This is a genomic window from Caulobacter sp. ALps2 (assembly GCF_058681635.1).
Map to the genome: position 1 here is coordinate 1511300 of NZ_CM178743.1, position 12463 is coordinate 1523762.

A 12463-nucleotide genomic window follows, 5' to 3' on the forward strand; every position below is an offset into this window, starting at 1 on the left:
TCAGTCCTTCAGGCCGACGAGGGAGCGCGAGAAGGCGCGGGCGTCGAAGGGTTGCAGGTCCTCGACCCCCTCGCCCACCCCGATCAGCTTGATCGGGCTGTCGGAGGCGCGGGCCACCGGCACCAGCACCCCGCCGCGCGCGGTGCCGTCCAGCTTGGTCATGACAATCCCGGACACGCCGACCTGGTTGCCGAAGATCTTCTCTTGAGCCAGGGCGTTGCGGCCCACGGTGGCGTCCAGCACCAGCAGGGTCTCGTGCGGATAGTCGGGATCGACCTTCTTCACCACGCGGATGACCTTCAGCAACTCGTCCATCAGGCCCTGCTTGTTCTGCAGGCGGCCGGCGGTGTCGATCAGCACGACGTCGTAGTGTTCGGCCTTGGCGCGCTCGACGGCCTCATAGGCCAGGGCGGCGGCGTCGGCCCCCGTGGGCTTGGACATGAAGTCGGCCCCGGCCCGGTCGGCCCAGACCTTCAGCTGCTCGACGGCGGCGGCGCGGAAGGTGTCGCCGGCGGCGATCAGGACACGGGCGCCCTTCTCGCTCAGGTCGGCGGCGATCTTGCCCAGGGTGGTGGTCTTCCCCGAGCCGTTGACGCCGATGAACAGCACCACATAGGGACGCGGCCCGGACAGCGGGTCGAAGTCGCCCTGGCGATCGGCCAGCTCGGCGGCGATCAGCTCGGCCAGGGCCTCCTTGACCTCGTCGTCGGTCGACGACTTGCCAAACCGCGCCTTGCCGAAGGCCTCGGTGATGCGGGCGGCGATCTGCGGGCCAAGGTCGGCTTCGATCAGCATCTCTTCCAGCGCGTCCAGCTGTTCCTGGTCCAGGGGCTTCTTGGTGAAGACCCCGGTGACCTGGTCGGTCATCTGCTGGGAAGACCGGGTCAGGCCTGACGTCAGGCGCTGGAACCAGCCTTTTTTCTGCTCGGGCTTATCGCTCATCCGCGCTCCTTTAGGGGAACGGGCGAAAGTGTAAATCGGATATTACCGCCACATGGTTCACGACGCCCGGCTCGTCATGGCATGAGGGGGCATGGACGTGCACCTAGACCCCCTCGGGACCGCGCTTTTCTGGCTCGACTACGCCGCCGTGGCGGTTTTCGGGGCAACCGGCGCCCTCGCGGCCGCCCGACGGAAACACGACATCATCACCTTCGGATTCTTCGCGGCGATCACGGGGGTGGGCGGCGGCACCCTGCGCGACCTCCTGATCGGCGCGCCGGTGTTCTGGGTGCAGCGGCCGGGCTACATCTTGGCCTGCCTGGCCGCCGCCACGGTGGTCTGGCTGCTGGGCAAGCGCGGCTGGCGGTTCCGCGCCCTGCTGTGGCTGGACGCCTTAGGGATGGCCGCCTACGCGGTCGTGGGCACGGCCAAGGCGCTGAGCCTGGGCGTGCATCCGTTCAGCGCCGTGGTCATGGGGGTGCTGACCACCGCCTTCGGCGGCGTGATCCGCGACGTGCTGGCCGAGGAGCCGAACCTGCTGCTGCGGCGGGAGATCTACATCACCGCGGCGCTGCTGGGGGCGGCGGTGTTCGCGGTGTCGCAGCTCCTGGGCGCGCCGTTCTGGCCGGCGGGGATCGCGGGGTTCACGGCGGCGTTCGGGCTGCGGGCTTGCGCGATCAGGTTCGGGTGGAGCCTGCCGGGGTTCATGGGAGGCGATGAGAATGATCACTCGCCCCCTCCACGCTGACGCGCTCCTCCCCCGGAGGGGGAAGAAGGTCAGCACCAACCTTCCGCCCGCCTTTGGGGGCGGACGATCGCGAAGCGATCAGGTGGGGGCGTGTCGTGATCCGGGTGCTGCCTCGACACCACCGCCACGCTGGATCCGCCCACCGGCGACCGCACCGGCATCTTCGCCAGGTGTTCCATCCACGCCGGCCGGTTCTCGATCGCCAGCTGCACCACCGGCTCCACCGCCAGCGGATCGTCGAAGGCGAACACCGCCAGGTCGATCTTTTCGTCGCTGTATTCGTAAGTCAGCGGCGTCCCACACGCCGCGCAGAAGCCGCGCTTGATCGCGTCCGAGCTCTGAAAGGTCGAGCGCTCGCCCCGCGTCCACGTCAGGTCCGCGATCTTCACCGTCACCAGCGCCCCGAACGGGCCGCCGAACGCCTTCTGGCACATGCGGCACCAGCAGATCGACGAGCGACCGATTTCGCCCTCGGCCCGGAACCGCACCGCGCCGCACTGGCAGCCGCCGGTCAATCCGCTTCGATCTTGGCCCATCGCCCTATCCTTTCGGCGTCAGTTTGAAGGTCACCTTGTAGCCGTCGTGGTCCGACAACACCGGCTCGCTGGCGCCGTCGAAGGTGGCCTCGACCGCGACCGGGGTCACCGCGACCGCGTCGCCACCGAGGAAGCCAATCAGATCCTGGGTGTCCAGCCACGGAGCGTCGCCGTCATAGGAGATCTGCGTGTCGCACACGCCTGGCCGCTCGTGACACCAGCGGCTGACCACCTCGAACGGATAGTCGCTCATCACGTGGTCGAAGCGTTCGGGCGAGTGCATGACGTTGAAGTCGCCGCCGACGATCAGCGGCGCGCCGGGCGCGCGGTCGACCTGCATGAAGCGCTTCAGTTCATCGGCCTGCAGGTGATGAGCGGCCGTGGCCCGCTTGCGCGGCACGCCCGAGGCGCCCTTGGAATTGAGGTGGGTGTCTGCGATCTCGACCGGAACCGGCAGACCCGGCACGGTGATCGACACCAGCATCACGCCCTTGTTGGCCAGGCAGTCCAGGCCCGCGCAATAGCGGTAGGCGTGCGACTTCACCCATTCGATCGGATGGTTGCTCAGCACCCAAAGGCCGCTGGAGCCCCACTTGCCCAGGCCCTCGCCCTTGCGGCGATACTTCACGCGCCGGAAGTCGGGCCGCTCGCCCTTTGGAAAGTAGTTCGGATCGCGCTGACCCTTGCGCGGCCCGCGCGCGACGTAGGGGTAGCCGCTCTCGTCGATCAGGTCCCAGACCTCGTCGCGAAAGCCTTCCTGGATCAGGACGACGTCGGGCTCGGCGCCCTTGGCCCGCATGGCCGCCAATGCGTGGCCGATCGCCTTCAGGGCCGAGCCACGCTTGCCGCGAACCGGCCAGGGCAGGCCCTCGACGTTGTAGGTCATGACGCTGAGCATCACCGGCTCGGCCGCCCGCGCCGGGACGGCCGCGAGCAACATCAGCGCCAATACGGCCCAGGCCGCCCGGATCAGGCGGCCCGCTCCTTGGCCATTTCGGCGATCACGTGTGAACCGTCATGGCCCGTCACCGTGAAGGCGACGATCTCGCCCAGCGGGGCCTCGCCCTCGAAACGGATCTCCGTGAAGTCGTCGGCGCGGGCGACGCCGTCGCGCTCGACCAGGCCCGGCAGGGTGCGGCCGACCTGACGTTGCAGGTGACGCTCCAGGCCACGCTGGCCGGCCTCGCGCAGGCGGCGGGCGCGGTCCTTGATCACCGGCCCCTTCACCGGCGGCATCCGCGCGGCCGGTGTGCCAGGACGGGCGCTGTAGGGGAAGACGTGCAGGAAGGCCAAGCCCGCCTCCTCGACCAGCTTCAGCGTATTTTCGAATGCTTCTTCGGTCTCGGTCGGGAAGCCGGCGATCAGGTCGGCGCCGAAGGCGGTGTCGGGACGCACGCGGCGCACCTCGGAGACCAGCTTCAGGGCGTCCTCGCGGCTGTGGCGGCGCTTCATGCGCTTGAGGATCAGGTTGTCGCCGGCCTGCAAGGACAGATGCAGATACGGCATCAGGCGCGGCTCGGTCTCGAGCAGCTTGAACAGGTCCGGATCGATCTCGGCCGCGTCGATCGAAGACAGCCGCAGGCGCGGCAGGTCCGGGACCATCCGCAGGATCCGGCCGACCAACTGGCCCAGGGTCGGCGTACCCGGCAGGTCCGCCCCCCAGGAGGTGACGTCGACACCGGTCAGCACGACCTCGCGATAACCTTCGGCGGCCAGTTTGCGGACCTGCTCGACGACCTCGCCGGCCGGGGCCGAGCGCGAGTTTCCCCGGCCATAAGGAATGATGCAGAAGGTGCAGCGGTGGTCGCAGCCGTTCTGGACCTCGACATAGGCCCGGGCCCTAGTCTCCCCCTTATTGGCCTTGAGGCCATCGATCAGGTGACCGGCGGTCTCCTTGATCGACATGATGTCGTTGACCCGCACGCGGGTGGAGGTGTCCATCAACGCGCCCGGGGCGGCCTTTTCGGCGTTGCCCAGCACGAGGTCGACCTCGGGCATGGCGGCGAAGGCGGCCGGATCGATCTGGGCCGCGCAGCCGGTGACGATCACCCGCGCGCCCGGACGTTCGCGGCGTGCCTTGCGGATCGCCTGGCGAGCCTGGCGCACGGCCTCGTTGGTCACGGCGCAGGTGTTGAACACCACCGCGTCGGAGAGACCATCGGCGGCGGCCCGGGCGCGGATGGCCTCGCTTTCATAGGCGTTCAGGCGACAGCCGAAGGTGACGACATCGACGCCGTCCGGACCCGACATCGTGGTCGCGGGGCCGCCCTCCTCGCCAACCTCGGGCCTGGGCTTCTGGGCCGCCTTGATGACGGTGTAAGACGCCATGGCTTAAGCCGCCACCGCTTCGGGCAGCTGGCCAGCGAAGTCCATGCTGACCGGGCCGGTCATGATCACGTGGTCGTCGCTCTCGCGCCATTCGATGACCAGCGAGCCGGTCTCGAACTCGACCCGGGCCTTGCGGTCGGTCAGGCCACGGCGCACGGCGGCGACCTGGGCCGCGCAGGCGCCAGTGCCGCAGGCGGCGGTCAGGCCCGCGCCGCGTTCCCAGACCTTCAGCTGGATGTGGTCACGGGCGGCGATGTGAGCGAAGCCGACATTGACGCCTTCCGGGAACAGCGGGTGGTGCTCGACCAGGCTGCCCGTGCCGGCGGCGAACGCGTCAGACACCGGAGCGTCGACGAAGAACACGACGTGCGGATTGCCCATCGAGACGCAGACCGGGGTGTGGACCAGCGGCGCGTCGATGGGACCAACCTGCAGCTCCACCCGCTCGGTGTTCATCTCTTCCGACAGCGGGATCTGGGTCCAGTCCAGGCCCGGCTGGCCCATATCGACCGTCACCAGCTTGTCGCCCGCCGCGACGCCGGACAGACGGCCCGCCACGGTGTCGAAGGCCACGGCGTCCTTGCCGGCCGATTGCATCAAGAGCCACGCCACGCAGCGGGCGCCGTTGCCGCAGGCGCCGGTCTCTTCGCCGTCGGAATTCCAGAAACGCACATAGGCCGACGCGCCCTCCGCCTTCGGAGGGTCGATGGCGATGACCTGGTCGCAGCCGATCCCGCCGTCTCCCCGTTTGGCGATCGCTCGGATCTCAGCGGGAGTCGGTTCAAAGGACTGGGTCAGGGTCTGAATGACGACGAAGTCGTTGCCCAGCCCGTTCATCTTCAGGAAGGTGCGGCTCATGACGCGGCTATATAGTGGAAAGCGGCGCGAAATGCACCGCGACGATATGGGCCCGCGCGGGGTGGAGACCTGATGAGCCAGGACGAACACGATGGTCTTCGCATCCGCGCCCGGCTGCGGGCGCTGTACCACGGCGCCTCGCCGACGGCGGTCCGGTTCCGCTACGCGATCATCCTGATCGATCTCGCGATCATCGCCTTCTTCATCGCCGCGCCGCTGATGCAGCACAGCGGCCTGGCCTTCTACCTGATCGACTACGGCATCGCCGCCTTCCTGGCGGCCGACCTGTCCGCGCGGGCGATCGCGCATGGCGACCTCAAGTCCTGGCTGAAGAAGCCGATCGTCTGGATGGACCTGTTCGTGCTGGCGACCCTGTTGTTCCCCTACTGGCTGTTCAACTTCGGCTTCCTGCGGGTGCTGCGCCTGTGGACCCTGATCCACAGCGAGTTTTTCTGGCGCACGATCGGCAGTCGCTACGACGACACCCGGGTCGAGGACATCACCCGCGCCGCCAGTTCGCTGCTGACCTTCGTCTTCGTGGTCACCGGCTTCGTCTATACGAGCTTCGTCGGCCGTCACGACGGCATCAGCGGCTATGTCGACGCGCTCTATTTCACGGTCACCAGCCTGACGACCACCGGCTATGGCGACGTCACCCTGCCCGGCGTGTGGGGCAAGCTGCTGTCGATGGCGGTGATGCTGGGCGGGGTGTCGCTGTTCATCGGCCTGATCCAGTCGATACTGCGGCCGCACAAGGTGATCCACCAGTGCCACGACTGCGGCCTGCGCCGGCACGATCCGGACGCGGTCCACTGCAAGGCCTGCGGCGTTCTGCTGAACATTCCCGACGAAGGGGTCTGACCGTTCCGGGCAAGCTCTGGCGTGGGCACGAAATTGCGTTACCGTCGCCGGCTTCGCCGCGCCTTTCGCGGCCGACGACGGATGACTAGATGCGTAAGCTCCTCCTTGCCCTCCTCGCCTCCACGAGCCTGATGACCCTGACCCCCGCGATCGCCGCCGATACTCCGAAGGCCGAAGAAGCCCGCACGCCGCTGACCGAACTGGGCAAGGACGATCCTTATCTGTGGATGGAGGAGATCGAAGGCGCCCGGGCCATGGACTGGGCCAAGGCCCAGAACGCCAGGAGCCTGCCGGTGCTGCAGGGCGACAAGCGCTACGCCGAGCTGGAAGCCCAGGCCCTGGCCATCCTGAACGCCAAGGACCGCGTGCCGGGTGTCTCGTTCGCCGGCGACGGCGGCTTGCGCAACTTCTGGCAGGACGAGGACCACGTGCGCGGCCTGTGGCGGACGACGACGCTGGACAGCTACCGCACGGCGCGGCCGGCCTGGGAGACGATCCTGGACGTCGACGCCCTGGCCAAGGCCGAAGGCGCCAACTGGGTGTTCAAGGGCGCATCGTGCCTGCCGCCCGCCGACACGCGGTGCCTGATCACCCTGTCGAACGGCGGCAAGGACGCCGTCACGGTTCGTGAGTTCGACACCACCACCAAATCCTTCGTTTCCGACGGCTTCGTCCTGCCCGAGGGCAAGCAGAATTACGCCTGGCTGGACCAGGACACCCTGCTGGTCGGCCGCGAGTGGAAGCCTGGCGAACTGACCAAGTCCGGCTATGCCTACGTCCTGAAGACCCTGAAGCGCGGCCAGGCCCTCGACCAGGCGGTCGAGGTCTATCGTGGCGTCGACACCGACGTCTCGGTCAGCCCGTTCATCCTGCGCGACAGCGACGGCAAGGTCGTGGCCGTGCTGGCCCACCGGGGCGTGACCTTCTTCGAGAGCGAGACCTACCTGCTGGAGGGCGACAAGCCCGTGAAGCTGGACCTGCCCCTGAAAAGCTCGATCCAGGGCTATGTCGCCGGCCAGATGGTCGTGCTGATGGAGCAGGACTGGAACGGCTTCAAGACCGGCGACCTGATCAGCTTCGACCTGGCCAAGCTTAAGGCCGCGCCGGACAAGGCCGTGGCGACCCTGGTTCTGCGCCCCACCGCGCGCCAGTCGGTGGAGGAGGTCACCACCACCCGCGCCAAGCTGGTCGTCGGCCTGCTGGACAGCGTCAAGGGCGCGGCCAAGGTGCTGACCCACGGCGACAAGGGCTGGACCGCGCGGAGCCTGGACCTGCCGGCCAACAGCGCGATCGGCCTGGGCTCCTCGGCCGAGATCGACGAGCGCCTGTTCATCACCGTCACGGGTTATCTGGCGCCCAGCACCTACTGGCTGGCTGACGCCGGCACGCTGAAGCTGGAGCAGGTCAAGGCCTCGCCGGCCCGTTTCGACGCCTCGACCCACGTGGTCGAGCAGTTCGAGGCGATCAGCGCCGATGGGACCAAGGTCCCCTATTTCGTCGTGCGGCCCAAGGACGTGAAGTACGACGGGACGGCCCCGACTCTGCTCTACGCCTACGGTGGCTTCCAGGTATCGATGACGCCGAACTATTCGGGTGTGATGGGCAAGCTGTGGCTGGAGCGCGGCGGCACGTACGTCGTGGCCAACATCCGTGGCGGCGGCGAGTTCGGCCCGGCCTGGCACGAGGCGGCGCTGAAGGCCAACCGCCAGAAAGCCTATGACGACTTCTTCGCCGTCTCCCAGGACCTGATCACCCGCAAGATCACCTCGCCGCGTCGCCTGGGGATCATGGGCGGCAGCAACGGCGGTCTGCTGATGGGCGTGGCCCTGACCCAGCGGCCCGAGCTCTACAACGCCATCGTCGTGCAGGTGCCGCTGTTCGACATGATCCGCTACAGCCAGATCGGGGCCGGCGCCTCGTGGGTGGGCGAATACGGCGACCCGGCCATCCCGTCGGAGCGGGCGGTCATCGCCAAGTACGACCCCTATTCCAACCTCAAGGCCGGCCAGAAATATCCCGAGGTGTTCATCGAGACCTCGACCAAGGACGACCGCGTCCATCCGGCCCACGCCCGCAAGGCGGCGGCGCGCCTCGAAGCGCTGGGCTATCCCGTGCTCTACTACGAGAACGTCGACGGCGGCCACGCGGCCAGCGCCAACCTGGCCGAAACGGCCCGGCGCCAGGCGCTGGAATACATCTACCTGACCCGCAGGCTGATGGACTGATAGCCACTCGCGGCTTTGGCGTAACGGCGTCTCGTCAACCCTAAGGAAAGTTATCGGCGTCAGGATGCGCCGTGACTAACCCCCTCGGGACGCCGTTCCTTGCCTATCGAAGTCGTCAAAGCCCTGAACCTTTCGCCCGCCGACCTCGCGCGGTGGCAGGAGCTTCAGCGTGGCCAGACGCGGCTGGACTCGCCGTTCCTGTCGCCGCGCTGGACCCAGGCGGTGGCCACGGCCCAGGCGGACAAGGCTCAGGACGTCAAGGTCGCGATCTTCCGCGACGCCGGCGGCGAGGCCGTGGCCTTCATGCCGGCTCGCATCCGTCACGGCGTGGCGATGCCGGTGGGCTCGCCGATGTGTGACTACCAGGCGCTGATCTCCGCGCCGGGCGTGGCGGTCAATCCGCGCGACATGCTTATCGCCCTGGGCGTCTCGCGCATGGACTTCTGCCATATGCTGGCCGACGACGAGACCCTGGCCCGCCACGGGCGCGGGCGGGCGGATTCGTGGATCGTCGAGCTGCCCGCCGGCTACGAGGCCTATGCCGCCGAGCGCAAGGCCTCGAACGTCGGCGTGCTGAAGGACATCGACAAGAAGCGCCGCAAGGCCGAGCGCGAGGTCGGGCCCGCCCGGTTCACCGCCATGTCGGACGTCCGCGCCGACTTCGACCAGTTGATCGTCTGGAAACGCGCCCAGCTGCTGGCCACCGCCCAGACCGACCTCTTCAAGACGCCCTGGGTCAACCATCTGGTCGAGGCCCTGTTTCAGAACCGCGACGAGGCGTTCGGCGGCGGGCTCTACACCCTGCATCTGGGTGACCAGCTGGCCGCCGTGCACCTGCATCTGCGCGGCGAGCACACCATCCACGGCTGGCTGATCGCCCACAATCCGGAGCTGGAGCGTTATTCGCCCGGCATGATGCTGTTCCAGGACATCCTGAAGAGCATGGACGGCACGGGTTATACGCGTCTCGACCTCGGCACCGGCGACTACCGCTTCAAGCGCGAGCTTTCCAATGCTCGCCAGACCGTGGTCTTCGGCTTCCTGGGCTCGCCCTCGGCGCCTACCCTGGTTCGCCACTTCGCCTACGGTTTGCGCAGCGTGGCCGAGGCCCTGCCGCTGGGACGGGTCTCCGAAATCCCCGGCAAGGCCATGCGCCGCATCGATCTGCTGCGCGGGCTGCACTAGGCGTTCTTAGTGAACCGCGTTGATCCGCATGGCGCGCGGATCGACCGCCCCCGCCGCCCAGGCTCTCGTCCAGCCATATTGCAGCTCGCCTTCCCGGAACGCGAAGCGGTCCAGGTGCTTGGCGACCACGTCTTCCATGCGGGCCAAGCCTTCCAGGTCGGCGGCCTCGACGGTGATGTCCAGGCCGTCCGGATGGGCGACCATGCGGCAGTTTCCCAGCGGCAGCGGGAACAGGGCCGAGGTCTCGTCGTAGGTGACCTCGAACTTGTGGCTCCAGTGCTTGGCTAGCTGGATCATGTAACGGGCCGCCTTTTCGGTGGCGACGCGGGCGTGGCTTTCCATGGCCGTCCCTCCTTCTAGATGGCTTCGATCGCGGTGGCGGCGTCGTCCAGGACCTTGGCGACCGCCGCGATCTGCTCGGCCGTCAGCTGGCCGTGGAGCTTCAGCCGCAGGGCCGTCTTGACGTTCTCGCGGGCCCGCAGGATCTGCGGCGAGAAGGCGGCGCTGGCCTGGGCGGCCTGCGCCATGCGCTCGAACAGCGAGCGGACCGGGGCTTCGTTGCTGGCCAGGAAGGCCTCGCCCTCGGGGGTGATGGTGTGCAGCTTCTTGCCGCCGCCGGCGTCGCTGGCGACGATGTAGCCCAGCTCTTCCAGCAGGGTCAGGGTCGGATAGACCACGCCCGGGCTGGGCGTATAGGCGCCGCCGGCCGCCGTCTCGATGGCCTTGATCAGCTCGTAGCCGTGGCTGGGCTTCTCGGCGATCAGCTTCAGGACCACGAAGCGCAGGTCGCCGTGATCGAAGAACCGGCCCATGCGGCCGCCGCGACCGCGGGGACCCCCATGATGGCCGCCGTGGAAGCCGAACGGATGCCGGCCGTGATGCTCGTCGCCCTGGCCCCAACGGCCGCGATGATGGTGATGGTGTCGTCCAAACATGTGTGTTTTAGATCCTATTTCGTTATATCGAAATGATAGATATATCGGATTGAGCGAACGTCAAGCGCTATTTCGATATATCTGATTGTATCGTTTCCCTGCTGACACGTTTCGACGTCATGGGCGTGCAAGACAGACGCGCTTTCAGGCCGTCACCCCTCGGCTTGGGTGGTCCGCGAGCGCGGCTTCCGTGCAACACGACAAAAGCGTGACTGGAAATAGTCGGTTTCAATCTTGATACGGAGGGCGGCGTGAATACATGCCGCGTGTGAGAAGCAGGAGCATGCGTTTGCGCGAACTGGACCAAAGCCCGCGTCCGACCACCCAAGGACGGCGTTTTATCGCCGCCGGGGCGCTCGCGGCCGCCGGTCTGCTGGCGATGGCGCCGGCCGCCCGCGCCCAGGATCAGATCCCGACCGTGCCCGCTCCCGCGGCCCCGATGCCGGCGAATGGCGACGACACCACCATCGCGGCTTCAGCCTACGATCCGATCGAGGGCTTCAACCGCGGCTCCTTCAAGGTCGGCATGGGCATCGACAAGGCCGTGTTCTCGCCGATCGCCCACGGCTACCTGGCCGTCACGCCCAAGGTCGTGCGCAACCGCGTCAGCAACGCGGTCTATAATCTGGGCGAGCCCAACACGATCATGAACCACGTGCTGCAGGGCAAGCCCAAGCGGGCCATGCGCTCGACCACGCGCTTCATCGTCAACTCGACGGTCGGCGTGCTGGGCCTGTTCGACGTGGCCGCCAAGATGCGCCTGCCGCCGCGCGGCGCCGACTTCGGCCAGACGTTCGGCGTCTGGGGCGTGGGCCCCGGCGCCTATCTTTATGTGCCCGGCATGGGTCCGCTGAACGTCCGCGACGGCGTCGGCCGCACGCTGGACTTCGTCACCGACCCGGTCTCGCTGTATGTCGGCGGCCTCGGCACCGACTTCGGCAAAGCCCGCACGGGCGTGACCATCGTCGACCTGCGCGCCGCCACCGACCCGGCCTTCCACGCGTTGAAAGACGCGGCCGATCCATACGTCACCACCCGCTCGGCATACACCCAGTATCGCGAAGCGTTCATCCGCGAGGCGACCGGCGAAGCCGAGGATCTCCCCGATTTCGATGCGCCGCCGCCCTCCGCCGCCTCGGCGCCGCCCAAACCATGACCTCCCCCGGTAAGACCATGAAAAAAACCCTCACCACCCGGCGCGGCGCCAACGCCGCGCTTTTGGCTTTCTTCGGGGCCGCGAGCTTCGCCGTCGCCGGCCCGGCCCTGGCCCAGGCCCGCGACCCCGGCGCCGAAGCTTTCGTGCAGACCAAGGCCCAGCGCGTCATCACCGTCCTGGCCAACAAGGGCATGCCCGACGCGCAGAAGAAGCAGGTCTTCCACCAGGCGGTGGACGAGCTGGCCGATGTGCCGCGCATCACCAATTTCGTGCTCGGCAAGTACGCCCGCACGATCACGCCGGACCAGCGCGCGCGCTTCACGCCAGTGTTCCGCACCTACGCTGAGAACGTCTATCAAAGCCGCATCGACGACTATCGCGGCGAGCAACTGAAGGTGACCGGTTCGGTCGTCCGCAAGCCGGGCGACGTGATCGTCAACACCACCATTTCGGGCGGCCAGATCACCACGCCGCTGCCGGTGTCCTGGCGGGTGCTGGGCTCGGGCCAGACCTGGAAGGTCGTGGACGTGCAGTTCAAGGGCATCTGGCTGGCCATCACCCAGCAACAGGACTTCGTCTCGACGATCGACAACGCCGGCGGCAACATCGACGTGCTGATCAGCCAGCTCCAGAAGAGCGGCTCGGGTTCCGCGGGCCGCCGCTAAGAGCGGTCGGGGCTTAGATAAGGG

13 protein-coding genes are annotated in these 12463 nt (G+C 67.7%); 6 read left to right on the top strand and 7 right to left on the bottom strand.

Annotated elements, in window-relative coordinates; all coding sequences use genetic code 11:
* Window positions 1-942: a signal recognition particle-docking protein FtsY gene (gene ftsY, locus ACW173_RS07135; protein ID WP_492084187.1), complete on the bottom strand. Its 942-nt coding sequence runs from the start codon at window positions 940-942 to the stop codon at window positions 1-3.
* 91 nt (window positions 943-1033) lie between these two features.
* Between ftsY and ACW173_RS07140 the strand changes: the two genes are divergently transcribed.
* The gene (locus ACW173_RS07140) at window positions 1034-1690 is read left to right on the top strand and encodes a trimeric intracellular cation channel family protein (RefSeq protein WP_492084189.1); all 657 of its coding nucleotides are present in this window, start codon (window positions 1034-1036) and stop codon (window positions 1688-1690) included.
* Between the two features lie 29 nt (window positions 1691-1719).
* Here ACW173_RS07140 and ACW173_RS07145 read toward each other — a convergent pair whose 3' ends face one another.
* The 4 genes from ACW173_RS07145 to dapF are packed head-to-tail and all read right to left on the bottom strand — an operon-like array spanning window position 1720 to window position 5412.
* Complete coding sequence (locus ACW173_RS07145; RefSeq protein ID WP_492084190.1) at window positions 1720-2226, bottom strand: GFA family protein; 507 nt, start codon at window positions 2224-2226, stop codon at window positions 1720-1722.
* Window positions 2227-2230: 4 nt separating this feature from the next.
* Window positions 2231-3166 (bottom strand): endonuclease/exonuclease/phosphatase family protein, encoded by a 936-nt coding sequence (locus ACW173_RS07150; RefSeq protein WP_492084192.1) that lies wholly within the window; start codon window positions 3164-3166, stop codon window positions 2231-2233.
* A 29-nt stretch (window positions 3167-3195) separates the two neighbouring features.
* Window positions 3196-4554: a tRNA (N(6)-L-threonylcarbamoyladenosine(37)-C(2))-methylthiotransferase MtaB gene (mtaB, locus tag ACW173_RS07155; protein WP_492084193.1), complete on the bottom strand. Its 1359-nt coding sequence runs from the start codon at window positions 4552-4554 to the stop codon at window positions 3196-3198.
* A 3-nt stretch (window positions 4555-4557) separates the two neighbouring features.
* Window positions 4558-5412, bottom strand: a complete 855-nt coding sequence (gene dapF, locus ACW173_RS07160) for a diaminopimelate epimerase (RefSeq protein WP_492084195.1) — start codon at window positions 5410-5412, stop codon at window positions 4558-4560.
* A gap of 72 nt (window positions 5413-5484) precedes the next feature.
* Between dapF and ACW173_RS07165 the strand changes: the two genes are divergently transcribed.
* The 3 genes from ACW173_RS07165 to ACW173_RS07175 all read left to right on the top strand — a co-directional run bounded on the left by ACW173_RS07165 (window position 5485) and on the right by ACW173_RS07175 (window position 9683).
* On the top strand, window positions 5485-6273 hold the full coding sequence (locus tag ACW173_RS07165) for a potassium channel family protein (RefSeq protein WP_492084197.1): 789 nt from the start codon (window positions 5485-5487) through the stop codon (window positions 6271-6273).
* 89 nt (window positions 6274-6362) lie between these two features.
* On the top strand, window positions 6363-8498 hold the full coding sequence (locus ACW173_RS07170) for a prolyl oligopeptidase family serine peptidase (protein ID WP_492084199.1): 2136 nt from the start codon (window positions 6363-6365) through the stop codon (window positions 8496-8498).
* 99 nt (window positions 8499-8597) lie between these two features.
* A complete protein-coding gene (locus ACW173_RS07175) occupies window positions 8598-9683 on the top strand; it encodes a GNAT family N-acetyltransferase (RefSeq protein ID WP_492084201.1) in 1086 nt (361 codons plus the stop codon).
* A gap of 6 nt (window positions 9684-9689) precedes the next feature.
* On the opposite strand, the gene ACW173_RS07180 is transcribed toward ACW173_RS07175, so the two are convergent.
* Complete coding sequence (locus ACW173_RS07180) at window positions 9690-10025, bottom strand: DUF2218 domain-containing protein (RefSeq protein ID WP_492084202.1); 336 nt, start codon at window positions 10023-10025, stop codon at window positions 9690-9692.
* 14 nt (window positions 10026-10039) lie between these two features.
* Window positions 10040-10618 carry a PadR family transcriptional regulator gene (locus tag ACW173_RS07185; protein WP_492084204.1) on the bottom strand — a complete coding sequence of 193 codons (579 nt, stop codon included), beginning with the start codon at window positions 10616-10618 and terminating at the stop codon, window positions 10040-10042.
* A 259-nt stretch (window positions 10619-10877) separates the two neighbouring features.
* Here ACW173_RS07185 and ACW173_RS07190 point away from each other — a divergent pair, with 259 nt between their 5' ends.
* Window positions 10878-11774 (top strand): MlaA family lipoprotein, encoded by an 897-nt coding sequence (locus ACW173_RS07190; protein ID WP_492084205.1) that lies wholly within the window; start codon window positions 10878-10880, stop codon window positions 11772-11774.
* Window positions 11771-12439: an MlaC/ttg2D family ABC transporter substrate-binding protein gene (locus ACW173_RS07195; protein WP_492084207.1), complete on the top strand. Its 669-nt coding sequence runs from the start codon at window positions 11771-11773 to the stop codon at window positions 12437-12439. Before ACW173_RS07190 ends, ACW173_RS07195 begins: the two co-directional genes overlap by 4 nt.
* The last annotated feature ends 24 nt before the right edge of the window (window positions 12440-12463 follow it).